Origin of the sequence: Paenibacillus thiaminolyticus (assembly GCF_007066085.1) — a bacterium.
Classification (GTDB): Bacteria; Bacillota; Bacilli; order Paenibacillales; family Paenibacillaceae; genus Paenibacillus_B; species Paenibacillus_B thiaminolyticus.
This window is the reverse complement of record NZ_CP041405.1, coordinates 3,684,127-3,706,133: the sequence shown is the minus strand read 5'-3', so window position 1 is coordinate 3,706,133 and position 22,007 is coordinate 3,684,127. Positions and strand designations below refer to the sequence as shown.

The 22,007-nt window shown below is 53.0% G+C and carries 24 protein-coding genes; 16 read left to right on the top strand and 8 right to left on the bottom strand.

The features are described from left to right. Positions 1 to 15 precede the first annotated feature (15 nt). Entirely contained in the window at positions 16 to 1,149 is a 1,134-nt protein-coding gene (locus FLT43_RS16440; protein ID WP_087440340.1) for a DUF418 domain-containing protein, read from the bottom strand. Positions 1,150 to 1,372: 223 nt separating this feature from the next. Between FLT43_RS16440 and FLT43_RS16435 the strand changes: the two genes are divergently transcribed. Both FLT43_RS16435 and FLT43_RS16430 read left to right on the top strand, forming a co-directional pair. Further along, a complete protein-coding gene (locus FLT43_RS16435) occupies positions 1,373 to 2,113 on the top strand; it encodes a Bax inhibitor-1/YccA family protein (protein WP_087440341.1) in 741 nt (246 codons plus the stop codon). A 167-nt stretch (positions 2,114 to 2,280) separates the two neighbouring features. Then, the gene (locus FLT43_RS16430; protein ID WP_244194004.1) at positions 2,281 to 2,955 is read left to right on the top strand and encodes a lysoplasmalogenase; all 675 of its coding nucleotides are present in this window, start codon (positions 2,281 to 2,283) and stop codon (positions 2,953 to 2,955) included. Between the two features lie 18 nt (positions 2,956 to 2,973). Here FLT43_RS16430 and FLT43_RS16425 read toward each other — a convergent pair whose 3' ends face one another. Both FLT43_RS16425 and FLT43_RS16420 read right to left on the bottom strand, forming a co-directional pair. Then, positions 2,974 to 4,143 carry an MFS transporter gene (locus tag FLT43_RS16425; protein ID WP_087440343.1) on the bottom strand — a complete coding sequence of 390 codons (1,170 nt, stop codon included), beginning with the start codon at positions 4,141 to 4,143 and terminating at the stop codon, positions 2,974 to 2,976. Between the two features lie 163 nt (positions 4,144 to 4,306). Beyond that, a complete protein-coding gene (locus FLT43_RS16420; RefSeq protein ID WP_087440467.1) occupies positions 4,307 to 4,618 on the bottom strand; it encodes an ArsR/SmtB family transcription factor in 312 nt (103 codons plus the stop codon). Positions 4,619 to 4,774: 156 nt separating this feature from the next. On the opposite strand from FLT43_RS16420, the gene FLT43_RS16415 reads away from it, so the two are divergent. Together FLT43_RS16415 and FLT43_RS16410 are read left to right on the top strand one after the other, a co-directional pair. After that, entirely contained in the window at positions 4,775 to 4,966 is a 192-nt protein-coding gene (locus FLT43_RS16415; RefSeq protein WP_087440344.1) for a hypothetical protein, read from the top strand. 70 nt (positions 4,967 to 5,036) lie between these two features. Next, positions 5,037 to 5,378, top strand: a complete 342-nt coding sequence (locus tag FLT43_RS16410; RefSeq protein ID WP_087440345.1) for a zinc ribbon domain-containing protein YjdM — start codon at positions 5,037 to 5,039, stop codon at positions 5,376 to 5,378. Between the two features lie 110 nt (positions 5,379 to 5,488). Here FLT43_RS16410 and FLT43_RS16405 read toward each other — a convergent pair whose 3' ends face one another. Continuing rightward, positions 5,489 to 5,833: a hypothetical protein gene (locus FLT43_RS16405; RefSeq protein WP_087440346.1), complete on the bottom strand. Its 345-nt coding sequence runs from the start codon at positions 5,831 to 5,833 to the stop codon at positions 5,489 to 5,491. A 158-nt stretch (positions 5,834 to 5,991) separates the two neighbouring features. On the opposite strand from FLT43_RS16405, the gene FLT43_RS16400 reads away from it, so the two are divergent. The 11 genes from FLT43_RS16400 to FLT43_RS16350 all read left to right on the top strand — a co-directional run bounded on the left by FLT43_RS16400 (position 5,992) and on the right by FLT43_RS16350 (position 16,708). Next, entirely contained in the window at positions 5,992 to 6,345 is a 354-nt protein-coding gene (locus tag FLT43_RS16400; protein WP_244194005.1) for a helix-turn-helix domain-containing protein, read from the top strand. 142 nt (positions 6,346 to 6,487) lie between these two features. Then, a complete protein-coding gene (locus FLT43_RS16395; RefSeq protein ID WP_087440347.1) occupies positions 6,488 to 7,378 on the top strand; it encodes an NUDIX hydrolase in 891 nt (296 codons plus the stop codon). Continuing rightward, entirely contained in the window at positions 7,378 to 7,938 is a 561-nt protein-coding gene (locus tag FLT43_RS16390; RefSeq protein WP_087440348.1) for a riboflavin biosynthesis intermediates N-glycosidase, read from the top strand. Before FLT43_RS16395 ends, FLT43_RS16390 begins: the two co-directional genes overlap by 1 nt. A gap of 1 nt (position 7,939) precedes the next feature. Beyond that, positions 7,940 to 8,773 (top strand): TIGR02452 family protein, encoded by an 834-nt coding sequence (locus FLT43_RS16385; RefSeq protein ID WP_087440349.1) that lies wholly within the window; start codon positions 7,940 to 7,942, stop codon positions 8,771 to 8,773. A gap of 31 nt (positions 8,774 to 8,804) precedes the next feature. Continuing rightward, on the top strand, positions 8,805 to 9,980 hold the full coding sequence (locus FLT43_RS16380) for a DUF4272 domain-containing protein (RefSeq protein WP_087440350.1): 1,176 nt from the start codon (positions 8,805 to 8,807) through the stop codon (positions 9,978 to 9,980). A 200-nt stretch (positions 9,981 to 10,180) separates the two neighbouring features. Beyond that, complete coding sequence (locus tag FLT43_RS16375) at positions 10,181 to 11,017, top strand: YitT family protein (RefSeq protein WP_087440351.1); 837 nt, start codon at positions 10,181 to 10,183, stop codon at positions 11,015 to 11,017. Positions 11,018 to 11,539: 522 nt separating this feature from the next. Further along, positions 11,540 to 11,785 (top strand): helix-turn-helix domain-containing protein, encoded by a 246-nt coding sequence (locus FLT43_RS16370; RefSeq protein ID WP_087440352.1) that lies wholly within the window; start codon positions 11,540 to 11,542, stop codon positions 11,783 to 11,785. Continuing rightward, positions 11,785 to 12,303, top strand: coding sequence for a peptide deformylase (def, locus tag FLT43_RS16365; RefSeq protein ID WP_087440353.1), 519 nt, complete (start codon positions 11,785 to 11,787; stop codon positions 12,301 to 12,303). The genes FLT43_RS16370 and def overlap by 1 nt, the downstream gene beginning before the upstream one ends. 191 nt (positions 12,304 to 12,494) lie before the next feature. Beyond that, positions 12,495 to 13,916 carry an alanine/glycine:cation symporter family protein gene (locus FLT43_RS16360; RefSeq protein WP_087440354.1) on the top strand — a complete coding sequence of 474 codons (1,422 nt, stop codon included), beginning with the start codon at positions 12,495 to 12,497 and terminating at the stop codon, positions 13,914 to 13,916. 271 nt (positions 13,917 to 14,187) lie between these two features. Continuing rightward, positions 14,188 to 15,924 carry an RCC1 domain-containing protein gene (locus tag FLT43_RS16355; RefSeq protein WP_087440355.1) on the top strand — a complete coding sequence of 579 codons (1,737 nt, stop codon included), beginning with the start codon at positions 14,188 to 14,190 and terminating at the stop codon, positions 15,922 to 15,924. A gap of 43 nt (positions 15,925 to 15,967) precedes the next feature. Continuing rightward, a complete protein-coding gene (locus tag FLT43_RS16350; protein ID WP_087440356.1) occupies positions 15,968 to 16,708 on the top strand; it encodes an SIR2 family NAD-dependent protein deacylase in 741 nt (246 codons plus the stop codon). A 64-nt stretch (positions 16,709 to 16,772) separates the two neighbouring features. Here the strand turns inward: FLT43_RS16350 and FLT43_RS16345 are convergent, their stop codons facing one another. The 4 genes from FLT43_RS16345 to FLT43_RS16330 all read right to left on the bottom strand — a co-directional run bounded on the left by FLT43_RS16345 (position 16,773) and on the right by FLT43_RS16330 (position 20,598). Beyond that, complete coding sequence (locus FLT43_RS16345) at positions 16,773 to 17,780, bottom strand: FecCD family ABC transporter permease (RefSeq protein WP_087440357.1); 1,008 nt, start codon at positions 17,778 to 17,780, stop codon at positions 16,773 to 16,775. Next, complete coding sequence (locus tag FLT43_RS16340; protein ID WP_087440358.1) at positions 17,777 to 18,787, bottom strand: FecCD family ABC transporter permease; 1,011 nt, start codon at positions 18,785 to 18,787, stop codon at positions 17,777 to 17,779. Before FLT43_RS16340 ends, FLT43_RS16345 begins: the two co-directional genes overlap by 4 nt. Before the next feature lie 68 nt (positions 18,788 to 18,855). After that, entirely contained in the window at positions 18,856 to 19,791 is a 936-nt protein-coding gene (locus tag FLT43_RS16335) for an iron-hydroxamate ABC transporter substrate-binding protein (protein ID WP_087440359.1), read from the bottom strand. Between the two features lie 18 nt (positions 19,792 to 19,809). Next, complete coding sequence (locus FLT43_RS16330) at positions 19,810 to 20,598, bottom strand: ABC transporter ATP-binding protein (RefSeq protein WP_006676952.1); 789 nt, start codon at positions 20,596 to 20,598, stop codon at positions 19,810 to 19,812. Positions 20,599 to 20,790: 192 nt separating this feature from the next. Between FLT43_RS16330 and FLT43_RS16325 the strand changes: the two genes are divergently transcribed. Beyond that, entirely contained in the window at positions 20,791 to 21,840 is a 1,050-nt protein-coding gene (locus FLT43_RS16325; protein ID WP_087440360.1) for an NAD(P)/FAD-dependent oxidoreductase, read from the top strand. Positions 21,841 to 22,007: the final 167 nt, after the last annotated feature.

Below are 22,007 nucleotides of genomic sequence, written 5' to 3'. Positions count from 1 at the left end.
CGTTCGGTTATCGGGTTATCTGGATTCGAAGATTCCCACTGCGCGTCTGCGGACCGATTCCATCGGCCCCAGCTTAAAGACGCGAAGCCATGTTGAGGCAAACCATAGCTGGAAAAAGGAAATGCCGATCCAGACCGCTATAACGGCCAGGGAATTCAGCTTTCCGCCTAGAGCAAATCCCCAGCTATAAAAAAGGACGGAAGCGATAATATTTTGCATAACATAACAGCTTAAAGACATCTTCCCGGCATGTTCAAGCAAGCGCCACAGCCAGTTCCATTTCGTATATTGTAGCATTTTTCCAATGAGTGCTATATACCCAAGGGAAAGGAATGGGGCAAATAAGTAACGCACAGGCAGATCAAAGGCGCCCCCAGGAATAAAAATCAACAGGTTCAGCGGCAGACCGAGAAAGAGCCCCAGTTTCAACAGTTTTTGACGCTGCCTGTGGCCGTTCTCATCTTGGGCAAAGACCCCTGAGCGCATGAGACGGACGCCAAGCAAAAACAAAAAGACATTCATGGGTATAACGAAAATGGCTTCCAAGCGAAGCTGCAGGAAATGAGACAGCCGATATTGGAGTTGCTGCAGCCAAGAACCGTCCTGATAGAGAGCAACTATCGGATCGAAGCTGCCAAGTGAAATATTGGGAGCCATCAAAGAAAGAAGCAGGATCGCCAAGATGATGACCGCCTGGACGCTGCCAATTCCTTTCATCGTAATCGATATGAGGCGGTCACCGCCTCGGACGATGAAGGCCGCAATCATGCCAGTGATGCCGTAGCTCATGAGGATGTCATACTCCATGACCAGGGTGAAATGAAGCAGGCCTTCCATGAACAGGATGAGGAGGACCCACATATAAACGCCTGGCCAAGCTTTCCCCGTGCGCATCGCTTGTTGGTACTTTAATTCCAGTCCGACTCCGAACATAATCGTCAACAAGCCAAGCATCTTCCCGTTCACGAGGAATAACACGATCATTCTGAGCAGATCATCAAGCCCCCACCAGCCGGTATAACTGTACGTCAACAGATAAGACAGGTCTCCCAATTGCGCGAATATCCAGATGTTCGTCCCAAGTGTTCCTAGGATGGCGAACCCCCGCAGAATATCAAGCAGCCGAATTCGCCCTTTGCGTTGCTCCACATTACTCCCCCTCTTCTCACGTTGCTTACCGTAGTTTTAGTGTAGTTGTATAGAGGGTGACAAAACATTCACACCTGTAAAGAGATCTTGATGACAGGTGTCATCTCTGTGTGATTAGGGGCTAATCTCGTTGGAATCATTGCATCATATTTCACAATCAGGTGGAGGAACATATTAACATATGATAATATTGGTTTAAATATATAGTGGGAGGTTTTTTCATTTGATTGGTCGCAGTGGAAATCCGACGCTCAACGAGAATACGTTTGAGAATAGCGGACATTACAATGGGCAAGAGACGATGACGATTGGCGGCACGGTGAACAAATCGTTCATGACGCTGGCGCTGCTCGTGGGGGCAGCCGTTATCTCTTGGACTATGTTCTTCAATGGGTACGAAATGTTTCCTTATATGATAGGCGGAGCGATTGGCGGCCTGATTCTGGCCCTGATCATCAGCTTCAAGCCTTCGACGGCGCCGATTTTGACGCCTGTCTATGCAATTGCGGAAGGGTTGTTCCTTGGAGCTCTCTCAGCCAATTACGAATCATTGTACTACGGCATTACCCTCCAGGCGGCTTTGTTGACGATGTGCGTATTCATGGGCATGCTGCTTGCCTACAAGACGGGCATGATCAAGGCTTCGGCAGGCTTCAAGCGAGGCGTATTCGCCGCTACGGCAGGAGTTGCGATTGTCTATCTGCTCAGCTTTGTGCTTCGAATGTTTGGCGTAACGGTGCCTTACTTGCATGACAGCACCCCGATCGGCATCGGGATCTCGGTCGTCATCATCATTATCGCGGCTCTGAACTTCGTGCTGGACTTCAACTTCATCGAAGAGGGGGCGCAGCAGGGCGCACCGAAATATATGGAGTGGTACGGGGCATTCGGCTTGCTGGTGACCCTCGTATGGCTGTACATCGAGATTGTCCGCCTGCTGGCCAAGCTGGCGAATCGGGATTAATCGAATCGGAACAGGTTAGCGATTGCGGAGTGTCTTTGTTGAGGCACTCCGTTTTTTGTTGTCTATGAAGGGGATACAACTTGCGATTAAGACATTTGCTGAGGGCATGCAGAATAGGATATACGGAGCCGCTTATCCATCGACTATGCATGAAGGGAGAGGTTTCTGTGGTGAAGTATGGGCTGCCCTCACTTATCGTTGTCATGGGTGTCCTTTATATTTTCGTGATTCCTGATGAGCCGCAGGCGGTCAAGCTGCTGTTCAAATTAATTCCGATGTGGCTGATTATCGCTTACGGGTATCTGCACATGACATCCAGCCGCAAGAGATGCCATTGGATGATAGGAACCGGACTGTTTTTCTGTATGCTCGGCGACGGACTGTTGATGGGGTGGTTCATCATTGGCCTAGCGGCCTTTCTCATCGGGCATTTGTTCTATGTGGCTGCATTTATAAGCAGATGGCGCTTCTCCGCTATTCGCTTCTTCATGCTCATTCCGATCCTGGCGTATGCCTCGTTCATGAGCTGGCATCTGCTTCAAGCGCTGATTCAAGCTGATAATTACGTCATGGCTGCCGCTGTACTTGTCTATATTATCGTCATTTCCTTCATGATCTGGTCCGCAATCATGACGGGGAACAAGCTGGCGATGGCCGGCAGCGTTCTGTTTGCGGTATCGGACTCCATTTTAGCGTGGGATAGGTTTGTATCCGAGGTTGTCTTCGCAGGGCCGTTGATTATGCTTACGTATTACACGGCCCAGTTCCTTATTGCTTCTAGCCTGAGAACGATCGCACAAGATACACGCACTGCCGCCACCCATTCAGTCGGCCGTATATGAAACTAAGGGCCTGTGTTGTTACGCTTTTTCCGACTCCAGCGGACCGTATATTTTTAATTTTATCAAAATGAGGATAAACGCTAGCAGTGCAAATGCAATTCCGCTCCACATAAGCTGATGTATTCCCATTTCGGAAATGATCCAGCCACCGATTGCGGCACCTATGGTGATCCCAAGATTGGAAAAGGAGACAAATAAACTGTTCCCGAATTCTGGCGCTTCCTTGGACTCCCTCGCAAGCCAGGTTTGACTGACAATAAGCCCGCCCGAGTGAATCGTCCCCCACATCAATACGATCACGGCCATCGGGACGAAATAGGGGCCGAAAAAATACATCAACAAGTAAATTGCCGTAAATAGCAGGGGGAACAGGATAACGGTCTTTGTTACGCTCTTTTGCAGCCATCCGCCAAATAAAAAATTTCCCCAAATCATGATGATGCCAAAAGCCATCAACATGATACTTATCCAGTCGCCGTTCATGCGGGTGATTTGCCCCAGATACTCGGCAAAATAGCTGTACGTCGAGAACATAGCCGCAAAGATAAAAATAACGGCAGCGATGTTCAACCATAATTGAGGTTTTCGAAGGATGCCAAGCTGTTTTCCATATGACATTTTGCGTTGAGCAGGCAGGGAAGGGAGCCACGCGAATATACCTACAAAGGCAATGGCGCTTACCGCAGCTCCAAGCAGAAATGCGGCCTCCATTGAAATCTTTGCCGCTAAATAGGAAGTCAGAGGCACGCCAAAAGCAAACCCGACCGTGATTCCTGAAAATACTTTCGTAACCGCGTTGCCGCTTTTCTCCGGAGGAACAAGCTTCGCCGCAGTCACAAGCGCTACCGAGAAAAAGACAGGATGGAACAGGGCAGGAATGATTCGAAAAGCGAGCATGACACTGAAATGAGTTGTGAATGCATAGACCACATTGGAAATGGCAAACATGAGCACGGCGATCAGCAGAATGGTTTTTCGATTCATGCCGGAAGCAAGCAACGTCAGAAATGGACCCGAAAGGGCAACGACAAACGCGAATATACTCACAAGCCAGCCAGCCTGCGAAGCGGAAATATGAAATTTGTGAGCGACTTGAGGCAGAACCCCCACAATGCCCATTTCCGTTGTGATGATACTGAATACCCCAATTGCCAGTACAATAATGAGAAGAGGGTTAACCTTTTTCACTTGAACTAATTCCCCATTTCGATGAAATTTTATCTAGATATATGGAAATATAGATATGATGAGAAAAAAATATAAACAACAATGAAAGCTTCCTAGAAAGTTATTTAGCAGCTAAATATCTATATAAGTAGATATATGGATGAAAAGATCTCCCTTTTCTTTTTTATAATTCCTTTTGGACGTACTCGGAAAATTGCTGAATGGTCTTCTCGTTCCGGCGGTAGTACGTCCATTTTCCGATTCGCTCGGACTCCAATAGCTGGGCTTTTTGCATCGCTAATAAATAACTGGAAATGACCGATTGCGCAAGTCCCGCTTTGGCCTGAATATCTCCCACACAGACACCGGTCTGAAAATTGAGACCTTGCTGCAAATAAGGCTTTTCATCAAAGTATTGTTCGGGATGCTTAAGCCACAGCATGATTTGACGGCGAGTTTCGTTCGACAACGCTTTAAAGATCAATAAAGGTTCCATAAAAGTTATTATATCTATTTTTATAGATTTGTAAACAGAGATGATGATGCATCCCCCACAAAAAAGGGTCTTCATGCACGGGCGCGAATAGGATATATACCTGAACTGAAGGTTGAAAAGGCACGGATTCGATTAAAATAGAGGAAGGGAAATGGTATGATGAACAAACCAGACCTGTTCCGCAGCGCGATTCCCTGCTTGCGGGACAGCGCCAAAATCGAGCAGATCCACAAGGGATACTCCAGCGACAGCAAGTATATTGTGTATGGGCAGAGCGGCCGGCCTCAATATATCGCAAGGACATATAGCATCGATCAAGTTCGCTTATGCAGTAACCGCCGGGCCTAGTGAATTTGCCAATATGAGAAATCTATGCCAGTATATAAACATATTAATAACGATTGGAGCTAATGTAATTATGTCTAATTTGCCAAACTGCCCGCAATGCAATTCTGAATATACGTATGAGGATGGACACCTGTTGATATGCCCGGAATGTGCACATGAGTGGACGCCAGGGGCCGAAGCGGAAGCTAACGAGGATGGACGAATCATCCGAGATGCCAATGGAAATGTCCTGAACGATGGGGATTCCGTAACCGTGATCAAAGACTTGAAAGTCAAAGGAAGCTCATCCGTTGTGAAAATCGGTACAAAAGTTAAAAATATACGCTTGGTCGATGGGGATCATGACATTGATTGCAAAATCGATGGCTTTGGAGCGATGAAGTTAAAATCTGAGTTTGTGAAAAAGATTTAGAAGGATAACCTTGGCGCAAGTGCGCGCCCGATTTCACAGAAGACGGGCTGAACGGCTTTGTGGAGGAGTTTCGGGGCAGGATTTCCTAGGCGATAGGCAGAGGACACTTTCTATTCGATGGCATGCTGATAATACCCCCAAGCCTTGCTGTCCTTGTGCAGGGAATCTATCCTCCATACGAGCAATCTCCTGCAGGAACGGGATTGATAATGAATAAAGCCGTCAACCGCTCCTCTCAGTAACGAATCCATCCGGGCAGCATACAGATTAATATGAGCCTGATAAGGTGTAGCGGCAATCATGTTCTGCATTTTATGATAGGAGAGAGTGTAAGCGTCATCCTCATCCCCTGTCGGGCAATCTTCAAATAAATAGACATGCGGTCGAACAAAGCTGCCTTGCAAATAAGGCAGCCTATTTTTTTCGGGGCATAAAGCTACATTAAAGTAATGCATTCCTTTTCACCCTTCTTGGTCATAATGCGGCCAGATTCATTAACCGTACTGATCCTTAATATTAGTGCATATATGAACAGATTTCAAACAAATCACTTCTTTAATACTCTGTTTTCAGGTATGATGCTTCTCTAACCTGAAAGAGAGGTGGTAAACCGTTGTTGCTGCAGTTGATTGGTGAGAGATTAAGGTATTTGAGAAAGAAAAATAACCTAACACAAGAAGAATTGGCGGAAAAAGCAGGTCTTAATCCATCCTATATAGGTTCTGTTGAGCGGGGAGAACGCAATATTTCCATAGAAACACTGGATAAGCTTATCCATGGTCTCAATGTTACTCCTACTGAGATGTTTCAGTTGCACGAGATGGATGTGTTATCTTCCAATCTGGAAGATGCGCAGCTGCTGGAAGTTGTTAATTCGCTGCTTTATAGCCGAACCTTGGAAGAAAAGAAACTAATTTATCGAATTATTAAAGATGTGCTGGAAACGTTGGATTCGAAAGCTCAATGAATACCCGCCTTGTCTGCGTTGTTATGGAAACGGTCTGTTATTTGCCAACCTGACCACGACAACCTTGACAAAGCGCGCCCCGTTGGGTATGTTGTTAGTATCGTATAGATAATATCAAATAGTTACGAACGGGTGATGAACAATGGAGTTGCGGGATCGCAATGGGCTGACGGAACGGGAGTTCCTGGAGCAATACCGCGCAGGGGATTATGAGCGTCCGTCAGTCGCGACGGACATGGTCATCTTCACGGTGACGGATACCGCGGAGGATAATTACCGCAAGCTGCCGGAGAAGGAGCTGCGCATCCTGCTCATTCAGCGCGGCGGGCATCCTTATCTGGGGCAATGGGCGCTGCCGGGCGGATTCGTCCGTCCCGTGGAGACGACGGAGCAAGCGGCGCAGCGGGAGCTGCGGGAGGAGACGGGCGTGGATAACGTCTACCTGGAGCAATTGTATACGTTCAGCGAGCCCGGCCGCGACCCGCGGACGTGGGTAATGAGCTGCTCGTATATGGCGCTCATTGACAGCAGCCAGGTGCAGGTTGAGGCGGGGGACGACGCTGACAATGCCGCCTGGTTCCAGGTCTCGTACCGGCTGCTGCGGGAGTCGAAGGAGCTGCTGGAGGATGGATACCTCAAGACGCGGCAGTACGAGCTGACGCTGGTCAACGGAGACGACAAGCTGACTGCCGTAGTGGAGCGGAAGATCACGTCGACGGATACGGCTTATGCGACGGACTATGCCATCGTCTCCAACGAAGGGCTGGCCTTCGATCACGCGAAGATCATCGCCTGCGCCATCGAGCGGCTGCGGGGCAAGGTCGAGTATACGGACATTGCGCTGCATCTGATGCCGAAGCTGTTCACCTTGACGGAATTGCAGCAAGTATACGAGGTCATTCTCGACCGTGAGCTGCTGAAGGCCGCATTCCGGCGGAAGGTGGCCCATCTCGTCGAGGAGACGGATCACTATACGGAGAACGCCGGTCACCGTCCGTCGCGGCTGTACCGGAGAAGCTGGGAGAGGATATGATGATGTACAACATAGAAGAGCTGCGGAAGGCTTATAACACGGGTCAGACATTCAAATATGTGTTCTTCTGGGGGCATACGCCGCCGGCAGACGGCAGCGTCAACCAGAGCTGCTTCAGTCAATGGTGGATGTGCGAATTCACAGTCGACGGGGAGCGCTATTCCTGCGCAGAACAATATATGATGGCGGAGAAGGCATGCCTGTTCGGCGACGACGAGATGAAGGCGGCGATTATGAACGCGAAGCATCCGAAAGAGATGAAAGCTTATGGCCGCGCCGTCAAGAACTTCGATAAGGACATATGGGAGCACAACTGCTATGAAATCGTGAAGCGGGGCAACCATGCCAAGTTTTCACAAAATCCGGAGCTGTGGAATTTTCTGAAAACGACGAAAAACCGGATCCTCGTGGAGGCAAGCCCGCGCGACCGCATCTGGGGCATCGGGATGGGCAAGGCCAATCCGGACGCACAGAATCCGATGAAATGGCGGGGCCGAAATCTATTGGGCTTCGCATTGACCGAGGTCCGGGATCAGCTTCTAGCACAAGAAGGGGAGTAATATGAAACGAAAGGGAATTGCACAAGATACGCTGCGCTATATGCAGCAAGGATATTATGAATTGAACGGGCGGCTGGTCGATTTCGCCGCGGCACAGCACGATTCGGAGGACAACAGCGTGCTTATTACCCCGGAACAGGGGGCCGAACTGGTGCGGAACTGTATGCCGCCTTCCACAGGGAAGCTGGCTGAGCAGACGGTGGCCAACGAGGCGACGGTACAGGCGATTCTGGATTGGGCCCGGGCCGGCACCGAGCGGGTCGGCGTGCTCAACTTCGCCAGCGCCAAAAATCCGGGCGGCGGCTTCCTGAACGGGGCGATGGCGCAGGAGGAGAGCCTCGCCGCATCAAGCGGCCTGTACGCCACCCAGCTGCGCCATGAGGGCTACTATCGGGCCAACCGCGCTTGCCAATCGATGATGTATACCGACCATGCCATCTATTCGCCGGATGTGGTGTTTTTCCGCGACAAGCGGTTCGAGCTGCTGGAGCAGCCGGTGACCGCCTCGGTGTTGACGCTGCCGGCAGTCAATTACGGGCAGGTGCTGCTGAAGGGCGAGGACCCGGAACAGGCGAAGCGGGTCATGCAAGACCGCATGCGTCTGGCGCTGGCCATCTTCGCCAACCGGGGGGATCGCAATCTTGTCTTGGGCGCATATGGGTGCGGGGTGTTCCGCAATGATCCGGAGCTGGTCGCCGGTTGGTGGCATGATCTGCTCCTGAAGGAAGGCTACGGCAGGTTCTTCGAGCGAATTGTGTACGCCGTGCTCGACCGATCCAAGGACGGGACATGCATTCGTGCATTTGACAGCCGCTTCGGGAGTCAAGTAGGCTAGCAATATATGTATTCCGGGGAGGTCATGGGGTTTGAAGTATTTCACCATATTTGCTTCCAAGAACGATATCGATGATATCGGGGACAAGATAGCGGATGTGTTCGCGGCAGGCTATAAGATCGAACAAGCCGGCAATGACTATGTCATCCAATCCAATTCGCTGTTCCAAAAGCACAATCTGACGATTCGAGTCTCGACCGAGGAAACAAATCCCGATTATTTCGAAGCCAATATACCCGGGATGATGGGCTTTTATCATCGCGTTCCTTTCGCCGACGAGAATCGGAAGGAACGGGTCCTAACGCAAATCTCAGTCTTCAATACGCTGCTTGCGATCGAAGCGGAGAAGGAGCTGAACGAAGAGCAGCTGCAAATGTGCACGGCGCTGATGTCCGCCATCGAAGGCATCGGATTCCTGCAGGACGGGACGCTGCTCGATAGCGACGGACAAGTGATTGTCTACCCCGACGGAACGTCGGGACCGGCCGACTTCACCCCCCGGGCCTGCACCAATAAAGTGATGGGGCAGGAGAAGACTTCCGAGGAAGGCGAGCGAAGAAAGCACGCGTCCATCGCCTATATCCAGGAGCGCGGCATTCCGCATCTGGAGACCTTGCCCCTGCTCCCGCCCGCAGCGGCGTGTCTGTGGAAGCCGCAAGAAGACATCGCGAGAAGAGCGGTCGCTCTATTAATCGTGATCCAATACGCTTGCGATGTGGCCCAAGGCGGAGATCTGGAAGAATCGACGGACTTCGTGATGCGCATGCTGCGCAAATTCGAGGTGGAGGACCAACTGACGGAGAAGGAGCGCAAGCTGCTGCAGGATGCCGAACCGGTGGAGCAAGAGGCGGTCAATATTGTGTGGCAGTACGAAGCGTACTGGACGCTTATCTGGGCACTCGGTCTGGTGGAATCGCTCGACTTCCCCGATCAGATTTGCGACTGCGAGTATGCGATTGAGGCGGTGTCCAGATGCGAATCATTCGAGGAGTTCTATGAGAAGACCGTATTGCGAAGCCGGGAGGAGATCTTGGATGAAGCCGACAAAATCTACCGGCTGCATTGGGCATGTGTCGATAGCCGGATCCATGGGAAGGAAGCCCCGGCCGGCATGAACGAAAGCATCGTCATGGAGAGACGCAGGGGATTGTTCTGGATGGCCGGCTGCGACGAGGAAGATTGGGATCACATCCCGATGGATACATAGACCGCGGAATCCTATCATGATGAATAGAATTATCGCATAGAGATACAACAAGAGCACCGGCGCTATGTCAGGTGCTTTTTTGCTGCGGATCGCATACCAGACTCCCTTTTTTTGATAAAATATACGGGGATACGGGCTAGCGCGCGTACATCAGAATAGCTGTCACAATCACTATAAGTGTTACGGGAAAGGATCATATTATGAAAAAACGTTGCATCGACATTTTTGTCATTATGGCGGGGGCATTGATTTTTGCTCTGGCCATCAATGTGTTCGTCATTCCGAACGAGCTCGGCGAAGGCGGGGTGACGGGGGTCACCATCATACTGTACTACCTGTTCCAATGGTCTCCGGGGCTCGTTAGCTTCATTTTGAACTCCATTTTGTTAATCGTCGGTTATAAATTTTTGGACAAAAATACGACCGTGTATACGATCATCGCCGTCGTCTTCAACTCGCTGTTCCTGCATCTGACCCAGGACTGGCGCATTGAATCGAATGAGTTGATCATTAACACGATATTCGGGGGAATCTTTACGGGCGTCGGGATCGGCTTGATTATCCGGGTCGGCGGAACGACCGCGGGAACGACCATTTTAGCCCGCATCATGAATAAGTATTTGGACTGGAACGTGAGCTATGCGTTGTTGTTCTTCGATCTGATCGTCGCCTTCTCCTCCTACTTCATTATTGGCGCGGAGAGTCTGATGTTCACCATTGTGATGCTCTATATCGGGACGAAGGTGATGGACTTCATCATTGAAGGCGTCAACCCGAAGAAGGCCGTTACGATCGTGTCCAAGGAGCATGACAAGATCGCCGAGCAGGTCAATGTCGTCATGGATCGGGGGGTTACCGTCTTATACGGTCATGGGCATTATACGAAAATGCCGAAGGAGATTCTGTATATTGTCATCAGCAAGCAAGAAGTGAGCACGCTTAAAAAGATCGTAAAAGCGATCGATAAAGACGCCTTTATTACGATTCATGATGTGCGCGATGTGTTCGGCGAAGGGTTCGTCGATATCTCGAAATAACCCGTTCGGGCACGAGAATATCCCCACCCTCTGCCCCCGTAGGGAGGAGGAGGGGGATGGCAGCAGCCCGCTTGAGGCCGGATCCAATTTTATGATCAAAAGTCTCGTATTTGGCCGAACACAGCGAACAGCTTGGCGGTATCGATCTGAACCCCGGCTCGCCTGTGAACCCGAACACCTCATTGGTGCTGAACATACGGAGCCGGGACAATGGCGTCGAGGCAGCTGTGATCGATCCGGTTGTTCCAGAAGAAATAATCGCAATACAGCGGCTTCATATTCGGTCATCGCCCTCCCATGTACAATCCGGAGCCCCGGATTGTCAGGTTATTCCCCATTATAATATGCGGGGGCGATAGGTACATGGGCCGGGAGATAGACGTTTGCGCCTCTGCCGGAAAATGATTTTTTTGTCTTTTCAGGATATTTTCAGGTGACATTTTGCGTTCTATCGCATATATTAGGTAATACCTAATAAATTTAGCCCACAGCTAAATTTCCGGAAACAGGAGGATCATTCATATGCTCGTATGGATGCTGCGCAAGGTGATGGCGGAGAGGGGAATATGGTCGGGGGCGGCATTGTCCCGCTTGCTGCGCGCGCGAGCGAATTATATTTTGTCCGCCCCATCGATTAGCGCATTGATGAACGGACAACCGCGGCAAATGAAGGCCGAGACGCTAGACGCCTTGTGCACGGCGCTGGAATGCACGCCGAATGATTTGTGGGTGCATACGCCACCAATGAAGGAGAAAGGAGTAAAGTGATGGCAGAACGCGCGATATTGCCTTTTGGGGACCCGATTCTGCGCAAGGTTGCCAAGCCCGTGGATGAACTGACGCCGCGAATCATCAAGCTGCTGGATGATATGGCGGATACGCTGTATGCCAGCGACGGACGCGCCGGTCTCGCCGCCCCGCAGGTGGGGGTCCTGCGGAGAGTGATCGTAATGGATTGCGGCGAAGGCTTAATCGAGCTAATCAATCCTGAGATCGTGGAATTAAGCGGGGAACAGGATGGACCGGAAGCCTGTTTGTCGTTTCCCGGTTATTACGGACATGTGAAGAGAGCGAATGCGGTCACCGTGACAAGTCTGGACCGGGAAGGGAAGTCCTTCACGCTGAAGGGGGAAGGGTATCTTGCGCGCTGCATTCAGCATGAGATCGATCATCTGAATGGCGTGCTGTTCGTGGACCATGTGAAGGACAGATGGCTGTATCACGAGAAGACGAAGCAAAAAATAGCATTGCTGGATGTGATTCGGTTAACCAATCAAGGGTCATAGAGTACCAATTAATAGATTTTATTTACATATAATTCTCGTGAATGTATAATAAGTAAAACATTTTCATACGGTAATCCCTAGGATTCTACCACCCGAACAGCTCTATTTCTTGGCTGGCCCCTCATATCACGTTTCCAGTAGCTGCATGCGGTTGATGACAATTGACGAACACAAGGAAGGTGGATAGAATTTTGGAGTTTATTTACGATTTTATTTCTTTCAACAATACGATATGGTCTTATGTACTGATTGTTATTCTGGTTGCGGCAGGCTTGTACTTCACGTTCAGAACGAAGTTCGTCCAATTTAGAATGGCGGGCGAGATGGTTCGCTTATTGGGAGAAGGCGCAGGCAGCTCCAAAGGCGGTCAAGGCGGGGTATCCTCGTTTGGCGCTTTTTGCATCAGCACGGCTTCCCGGGTAGGCACGGGGAACCTGGCGGGGGTAGCGCTCGCGATTGCTGCGGGGGGACCGGGAGCCGTCTTCTGGATGTGGCTTATCGCCTTGCTCGGATCGGCCACTGCTTTCATTGAATCGACACTGGCGCAAATCTATAAGGTAAAGGATAAAGGCGGCTTCCGCGGCGGGCCTGCCTATTATATGGAGAAAGGGCTGAACAAACGCTGGATGGGCGTGCTGTTCGCCGTTCTCATCACCATATGCTACGGCCTTGTATTTAACTCGGTGCAAGCGAACACGCTTTCGCTTGCCTTGGAGAGCGCCTACGGCATGGATCGCTTCTGGGTAGGCATCGTTGTCGCTGGCCTCACCGCATATGTCATTTTTGGCGGCGTACAGCGAATCGTGAAGGCTTCCGAATACTTGGTTCCCGTTATGGCGGGCGGTTACGTACTCCTTGCCCTTTACATCGTCGTTACCAATATATCGGAGCTCCCGGCGGTGATCGGACTCATTTTCCGGAGCGCATTTGGCTTCGAGCAAGTGGCCGGCGGCGGATTGGGCGCTGCGATCATGATGGGGATTAAGCGGGGTCTGTTCTCCAATGAAGCGGGAATGGGCAGCGCCCCGAATGCCGCGGCCGCGGCCGACGTCACCCATCCGGCGAAGCAGGGCTTGGTTCAAGCCTTGGGCGTATTTGTGGACACGCTGTTGGTGTGCAGCGCGACCGCTTTTATCGTTCTGTTCTCCAGCGCGTACGGCGCCGAGGATCTGACGGGTATTGAGCTTGTTCAGGCCGCGTTGGCCAATCATATTGGCAGCTGGGCCGTTGGCTTCGTCGCGATTGCCGTGTTCCTTCTCGCCTTCACCTCGGTCGTCGGCAACTATTTTTATGGGGAGACGAATATCGAGTTTATCAAAAACAGTAAAAAGTGGCTGTTCCTTTATCGTCTCGCCGTGGTGGGCATGGTTCTGTTCGGGTCTGTTGCCAAGGTCGCTATCGTATGGGATTTGGCCGACCTGTTCATGGCGTTCATGGCCATTACGAACCTGATTGCCATTGTAATGCTGGGCCGAATCGCCTTCGACGCGCTGAAGGATTATCGGGAGCAGAAGCGTCAGGGCCGCAACCCGGTCTTCCATCTCTCGAATTTCCAATCGCTTCCCAACGTCGAATGCTGGGGAGATCCGGCCGAGCAACCTGATCTCAAATAAGGTTCATATTTCAATTTGAAGAGGCGGAGCCGTAGATGCGGCTCCGTCTTTTGTGCTGCCTTCGTTCCCAGGATCGTTTTTTTGATTTCCATCGTATGGCTTGGATTCCAATGAGTTGAAGGGTATTGTATAGTAAAAAAGTACGGGTCGCGGGGGGCTGGGGCACTACATCATACATATAATTTCACAAGGAAGGGGAAGCGAAATAGGCATACATCGGAAGGAAGCCGGACACCCGCCGGCAAGAAATGCGGAGAAGCGAATCAAGTTCATGGTGAAGGCCATTCTCATTGCGGCGGTCGTCATGCTGGCGGCATTGCCTTACGGCTATCCGTCGCCAGTGCAGGCGGAAGCGAAGACAATGTCGATTCAGCAAGTGCTGCACAACCAAAAAAGGCTGGCTGCAGCCAATGAACATTATATGGCGGTGAATAGCGACGGTTCGGTGAAGACATGGGGCACACGGCTCAAGGGCGAGCCGTCGGTTCCGAAGAATCTGCGCGATGTCGTGGCCGTTGCTTCGTCGCGTAACGCGGCGTTTGCGCTGAAAAAAGACGGCACGATTGCGCAATGGGGGGCGGGAGCGAGTCTCCATTCCTCGCAAAGCGGCACAGCTTTGTCCAAAATAAAGGACGCGGTGTCGATATCGGCCAATCTGGGGACCTTGTTCATCGTCCACCGGAACGGGAAGATAAGCTACTACCACCATATCAATGACGGAGGTAACGGGAAGCTCTCCATTCCAGCCGGCTTGAAGAATGTGGCGGATGTGTCTTCGGGACCGTATCATGTGCTTGCCTTGAAAAAGGACGGAACGGTTGCGGCATGGGGGAAGAATTATGAAGGAATGGCCAAGGTGCCGCCAGGACTGAACAATGTAGCGGCGGTCGCGGCAGGCAGCAGCGTGTCCGCCGCGCTTCGGAAGGACGGCACGGCGGTAGCGTGGGGCAATGGATTTCCGAAGGGGAAAATCCATGAAGCGCCCTATCGGGATATCGTGGGCCTCTCCGCGGGCTTCAGCGAGATTTATTTGCTGCGTGCAGACGGTTCATTGGCGGTATGGAGAGAACAAACCATCTCCCCCATCGCAGGCCTGCCGAAGCTAATGGCGATCTCGGTTCAGGGCGATGATGGGCTGCTTGGCATGAACCTGGACGGCTCTGTCATGCAGTTGGATGTCCCGCGGCAGATACAGCTTCCGGAGCGTTCCGCCACCGGGATTGTCTCCCTCTCCTCCAATTACGCGGAGTATGCCGCGGTTCATCAGGACGGCACGGTGTCGACGTGGTCACGGTATCGGGCGTCGGAATCGGGCAAGATTCCGGCCGCAGCGACCGATATGGCGGCGGTGTCGCTCTCCTCGAACAAGCATGCCTTGGCACTGAAGCGGGACGGGACGGTGGTCGCCTGGGGCAGTAATGAGCAGGGAGAAGCGACTGTGCCCGTCGGCCTGAGCGATGTCATGGCGGTCTCTGCCGGCTATGAATACTCTCTTGCCTTGCGGAAGGACGGCACGGTCGCCGCGTGGGGGAGCGACAAGTTCAATGATGTGGCCGGAGCGGCAGGCCTGACCGATGTCGCCGCCATTGCCGCCGGAACGCCGAATCTGGCCCTGAAGCGAGACGGGACCATTGTTGCCTGGGGGTATGGCGCACACAGGTTCCCAGAGGGGATCCCCGCATCTGTTGCGATGGCGAATGCAGGCGGTTCGTTCTCGGCCGCATTGCATGAGGACGGTTCGATAACGGTGTGGGATGATTCCCGAAATATCGTAACAATCAATGACTTCCGGGATCGGGAGCAGGCGGCAACATCGATCCATCTGGGGGGAGAAGGTGAACTGTGGACGCTGCTGAAGGATGGTTCGGCCATTGCGTTCGATTGTTCTACCGGGGCTGAATTGCAGCGCATCGGCAAGGATATCCATCTGGTTCAGGTGTCCGGCGATATCGGAATTCGGAGCAACGGGGAACTGATTCCGCTCGAACCTTATTTGAATCGACGATGACTAACGATGACTCTGTACTTTCGTATGCGGAAGGAGGCTTCTCATGCTTGCAAAATGGCTAAAGGAATCGGCGTCGACGGTCGTATTTTCGGGAGCTGGCATGTCGACCGAGAGCGGACTGCAGGATTTCCGGTCTGCGGACAGAGGGATGTGGAATGATCGGGACCCGGCGGCATTGGCCAGCCTGGACGCGATGAAGGAGAACCATGACGAATTCGTCCGGTTCTACCGGTGGCGCATCGGGGAGATGCGGAAGCACGGGTCGAATCCCGGGCATCGGATATTGGCCGATTGGGAGCGGAGAGGCATGATCCATGGCGTCATCACGCAGAACGTGGAGCATTATCACGAGCAGGCCGGAACGGGGGCCATCGCGAAGCTGCATGGCGACTTGGGCACCCTTCGGTGCATGACATGCCATGCGCAGTACCCTTGCACCGATTATATGGAGCCGAAGCGGTTGACCCGCTGCGTCAGGAACGGCTGCGGCGGGCAGGTGCGCCCGAATGTGGTGCTGTTCGGGGAATGGCTGCCTGAGCGGGAGCTTGCCCGGGCCGACGCCATGCTGGACGGCGTGGAGTTGCTTCTCGTACTCGGCTCCTCGCTGCAGGTCAGTCCGGCCAATCAATTCCCGCGGCTGGCCAAGGAGCGCGGCGCTCGGCTGGTCATTGTGAACCAGGAGCCGACCCCTGCGGATGGAGCAGCCGATCTGATTATCCGCCATTCGATTGGCGAGGTGCTGCGGTGGACGGATGCGCAACTTGAGCGGCTTCCGCATCAGTAAGCGTGCGATCGCACGCAAAGAATCCCTTGAGCATCCGAACTCAAGGGATTTTTGGGTTGAGCAGCTATTTCTTCAGCAACAAATAGATGAAGTATGGCGCGCCGATGAAGGCGACCATGATGCCTGCCGCGATGCCGTCGGGATCCGCCAGCTGGCGGCCGATCGTATCGGCAAGCAGCAGCAGCCAGCCGCCCATCAGAATGGCGACGGGGAGGAAGAGCTGATGCCGCGGGCCGACCATCGCTTTGGCGATATGGGGCGCCATCAGGCCGATGAAGGCGATGCCGCCGGTGACGGAGACCGCCGAAGCGGCCAGCGCGACCGCAGTGAACAGCAGGATGAGCCGCTCCTTGTTCAGCGGCATGCCGAGCCCGATGGCGACAGGCTCGCTAAGGGCGAGCACATTCAGGCGGTTGGCCTTGTACAGCGTGAACGGGATCAGGACGATCAGCCAGGGGAGAAGCGCCCCGATGAACGGCCAGTCCGTTCCCCATATGTTCCCCGCGAGCCATTTGGCGATAAAGTCGACCTTGGCGCGTTCCGCCGACGAGATCAGGACGATCATAACCCCGGACAGCGCCATGGAGAAGCCGACGCCGGTCAGGACGAGCCGAATCGGCTGCATGCCTTGCTGTCTCTTGTAAGAGAAGAGATAGATGCAGCAAGCGGTAAGCAGCGCGCCCGTGAACGCGACCAGCGGGAGCATGTATACGAACGAGCCGGCATTCACCGGAAAGAATAAAAAGAACACGGCCACACCAACACCGGCACCCGAGTTGATGCCGATAATGCCGGGATCAGCCAGATCATTGCGGGTGATGCCTTGCAATATCGCACCGGACAGCGCCAGACCCATCCCGGCCAGCAGCGTGATGACAATGCGCGGCAGACGCACGGAAAATAAGACAAACTCTTCCTTGAAGCTGCCTTGCCCGAGAAGCGTCGGGATCAATCTGTCGTAGGACAGGGAGGCGTAGCCCATTCCCATGCCGAGTACGATCGTGATCACGATAAGGGCCAGCAGGCTGGATACGATGAGGCGCTGTCTCGCGCGCAGAGCGGGTTCGATCATGAGAATGCCTTCCCTCCCTTATGCACGATGAACAGGAAGAAGGGCAGGCCGACGATGGCGACAATCGCCGCGACCGGCGTCTCATACGGCGCATGGATGGTTCGTCCCAATGTGTCGGCCAACAGCATGAAGGATGCGCCCATCATGGCCGACATCGGCAGCACATAGCGGTAATCGGTCCCAACGACGGCACGGACGATATGAGGGATCATCAGGCCGATGAAGGTCAGATTGCCGACCAGAGCGACGGAGGCTCCGGCGAGCAATACGATGACGACGAACAAGAGCGCCTTGATGCGGTTCGTCTTCTGCCCCAGTCCGACCGCCACCTCCTCATTCAAGCTAAGAATGGTAAGCTGTCTGGCCAGCAACAGGGCAATGACAATGCCGAGGGCAATGAACGGCCCCACCGCTTGCAGCTGTACCCAAGACATGCCGATCAAGCCGCCAGCGGTCCACATCGAGACATCCTTCGATATTTTAAAATAAAGGGCCACTCCTTCGGCGATCGCATACAGCAGCGCGGAGACGGCCGCGCCGGCCAGCACCATCCGCAGCGGGGAGAAGCCGCCCCTGCGCAGGGCGCCGATCCCGAACACCATCCCGGCGCCTGCCGCCGCTCCGAGGAAGCAAGCCGCCGCCATCGCCAAGTATCCGGCTCCCGGGAGGAGCGCGATGGCGATGGCCAGGGCGGCATTGGCGCCCGCCGTAAGCCCGAGCAGGCCGGGATCGGCCAGCGGATTCCTCGTCATGCCCTGCATAATGGTGCCGGCTACGGCCAGGGCCGCTCCGACGGCCGCCGCCGCAATCTCCCGCGGCAGCCGGATCTCCTGGATCAGCGCAATATGCTCATTCGTGGCGCGGGACGTCAGGGCCAGCCAGACATCCTTCAGTGTTGTGTCGGCTGCGCCGAACCGCATCGCGACGAGGAACGTTGCGGCGAAGCACAGCAATCCAACCAGCCATTTGTACGTAAAGGGGAGGGAGCGTTTCGTTTCCTTCATCATCGATATCTCATCTTTTCTGTAATAGATTCATGGCAATAGATTCACGGAGCAATGCCCTTTTCTCTGCATTATTGTCCGAGGAAGCTCTTGCGGAAGAAGTCCAATTGGTAATCAAGCGTCAACGGGTCGTTGAAGTAGAATTCCTTCGCATTGACCTCGAACAGCCGATTGTTCTTCACCGCGGGAATATTTTTATACGTGTCCGTGTTCTGAAATGAATTGTCGGCATCGCTGTTCTTGCTCAGGATGACATAATCGCCTGCAAATTCGGGCATCACTTCCAGCGATACCGCATAATAACCGTCTTTAAGCGCCTTTTCCTTGACCTTCTCCGGCATATTCAGATGCATCGCCTGGTACAGGATCTCGGTGCCGCGTCCCCAGTTATCGCCGAAGACGTACATTTGCTTGTCGAACGTCTCCAGGACGGAGACGGTGGCATCCTTGCCGATCTTCGCCTGAATCTCTTCGCCGGCTTGCTGCGTCCGCTTCTTGAAATCGTCCACCCAGTCCTGCGCTTCTTTCTCTTTGTTCAGCAGCTTGCCGATCTCGATATGCTGGGTCAAATAATCCACTTTGCCATACGTGAAAGTAACAGTAGGGGCAATTTGCTTCAATTTATCGATATTTTTGATGTTGGACAGACCGATGATAAGATCGGGCTGCAGTTCGATGATTTTCTCCAAGTTTTCATCGGACACTTCCTGAACGTCCTTCAATTGCTCCTCGAAGCGCGGATTCATTTTCGACCAGGAGTCGACGCCGACGAGATTGACGTCCAGGGCCATCACATTGCCCGTGAAGGTGGACAAGACGATCACGCGCTCCGGATGAGCCGGCACCTCGACGGATCCATTCTCCGATTGATACGTGATCGTGTTTGAGCCGCTTGTCTCCGGTTGAGCGTCCGTGGCGCCGGGGCTGCCGTTGTTATTTGATCCGTTGCCGCAGGCGGTCGCCAGCAGCAGGCAGAGCAGAATAAACGGGATAATTGCTTTTTTCATCGTAACGTTCTCCTTCTTCTACACGGTAGCCAGGTTATAGGTGACGCACATCGGCTTGTCGGTCCGCGGATCGCGGCCGATCTCGGCATCGATATGGAACACTTGCTTCAGCACGTCGTGGTGCATGACCTCTTCGCAGTCGCCGGCTTTGATGATGTGCCCGTCCTTCATCGCAATCATGTAGTCGGCGAAGCGGGCCGCTTGATTCAAGTCATGAAGCACCATGACAATCGTGCGCTCTTGCTCGTGGTTCAATTTCTGCAGCAGCTCCAGCACTTCCAACTGGTGCGCCATATCGAGATAGGTGGTCGGCTCATCGAGGAAAATGATATCCGTCTCCTGCGCCAAAGCCATCGCAATCCAGACGCGCTGGCGCTGGCCGCCGGAGAGCGCGTCGACCGTGCGGTGCTTGAACTCCTTCGTGCCGGTGACCTCCAGCGCCCAGTCGATGACGTCGAGGTCTTTTTTGGTCAGGCGCCCGAACCCTTTCTGATACGGGAAGCGGCCATAGGAGACCAACTCTCCGACCGTCAGTCCGCTCGCGCTTTCCGGGGATTGGGGGAGTATCGCCATCTTCTTCGCCAGCAGCTTCGTATTCTCGCTTGCGATATTTTTGCCGTCCAGAATGACGGAGCCCGATTGATGGGAAATGATGCGGGTGATCGCTTTCAGCAAGGTTGATTTGCCGCAGCCGTTCGAGCCGATAATGGTGGTAATTTTTTTGTCGGGAATCGTGACGCTCAGATTTTTCACAATGAGACGTTCACCATAGCCAATATTTAAGGCTTCGGTATATAGGCGAGCCATGATGCAACCTCCATAGAGTAAAATAGAATAATTATTGATAATGATTATCAGTGTCGAGTATGATATTACTATAGTTTGCCACCTTTTCAACTGTCAATAGTTTTTCGCTTGTATTGGGCAGGCAAGATCTGTATACTACTTGTTGATAATGATAATCAATTGCAATTAGAATACGATGCGGGAGTGAGCGGATTGACGCAGCACGAATGCTTTGATGTAACGATAATTGGCGGAGGCCCGGCAGGACTGTTCTCGGCCTTCTATAGCGGATTGCGAGAGATGAAGACGAAGCTGATAGAGTACCAGCCCCGTCTGGGCGGCAAGGTCCATGTCTACCCGGAGAAAATGATCTGGGATGTCGGCGGGGTGACGCCGGTTCCTGGGGCTCAATTAATTGAGCAGATGGTGAAGCAAGGGTTAACCTTCGATCCGGAAGTGGTGCTGAATGAGAAGATCGTATCCATTTCCAAAAATGAAGATGGCCTGTTCGTGCTTCATGCGGCTTCTGGCAGACAGCATTATTCGAAGACGGTCATCGCTGCGATCGGCGGCGGGATCCTCACTCCGCAGAAGCTGGAGATCGAAGGGGCCGAACGGTTCGAGGTATCGAATCTGAATTATACGGTCAAGTCGCTGCGGCATTTCAAGGATAAGACGGTCATCATCTCGGGCGGCGGGAACGCGGCGATCGATTGGGCCAATGAGTTGGAGCCTATCGCGAAGAAGGTGTACCTGACCTACCGCAAGGAAGAGCTGTCAGGTCATGAGGCGCAGGTGACCCAATTGAAGAACAGCTCCGTGGAATGCTATTTCCACACGACGATTACGAAGCTGATCGCCAGCGCCAATCATGAAGTGATCGAGCGCGTAGAGCTGACTAACCATGCGACTGGAGAGGTGACGGGCTTGGCCATCGATGAAGTGATCATCAATCATGGCTATGAGCGGGATAGTGCCTTGCTCGGCAATAGCGAGCTGAACATTGAGATGGTGGACAATTTCTATGTCAAAGGCAATGCGAACAGCGAGTCCTCCATCCCCGGCTTGTATGCGGCAGGCGATATTTTGCATCATGAAGGCAAGCTGCATCTGATCGCGGGGGCCTTCCAGGATGCGGCCAACGCGGTGAACAAGGCGAAGCAATTTATTCAGCCGGAGGCGAACAGCTACGGGATGGTCTCTTCGCACAACGACTTGTTCAAGCAGCGCAATCGCGAGCTGGTGAAGCAGATGATTAACTAATCCCCATTCGGGAATGTGAAAAGGGGGTGTCTCAAAAGTAGTTTGACTACAGTGAGACAGCCCCCCTGATTCTCAAAGCTCGCCTCGCCGAAAAACTGCAAAAACACACTTTTCCTTTATGACGTGTACTCCGTTCCAGGGAATCCTGCAAAACGGCACGATTTCTC